Here is a 406-nt window from a genome sequence, read left to right on the forward strand (position 1 = left end):
ACCATGAATCGGGCGACCGGCTCCGGCGTGTAGTAGGCGCCGCTCTTCTTTCGCAGCTCCGGGTCGTACTCCTGCAGAAAGAGCTCGTACAGATCCCAGTACGATGTGCGATCCGTCTGCGGCAAGCGATTCCAGTCGGCGGCGCCGATCACGACACGGAGCGTGTCCAGGATCGTCAACTGCTGTGCGATGAGCGGCTCGGCGAGGTGGCTGAGCGCACTCCCCAGCAATGGGTGCTGCTTGCCGAGTTGCTTCGCGATCTGCACGAGATCGTGGTCAGTGAAGTCGATCCCCGCCTCCCGCGCCAGAAGCAGACTGAAGGTGACTGTCTGGGCGTATGCGTCGGCGAATTCGTTGTTGGAGAGCGCGGGAAACAGCAGTGCGCGCCAGTCCTGCGCGAGATGGG

The 406-nt window shown here is 63.1% G+C and carries 1 protein-coding gene; it reads right to left on the reverse strand.

Translation table 11 applies throughout. The annotated features are described in order from the left end of the window. Positions 1-406: N-6 DNA methylase (locus FLX08_RS41130; protein WP_167530785.1), on the reverse strand; the 406-nt coding region annotated here is incomplete at both ends.

Source organism: Microbispora hainanensis (assembly GCF_006874475.1).
Classification (GTDB): domain Bacteria; phylum Actinomycetota; class Actinomycetes; order Streptosporangiales; family Streptosporangiaceae; genus Microbispora; species Microbispora hainanensis.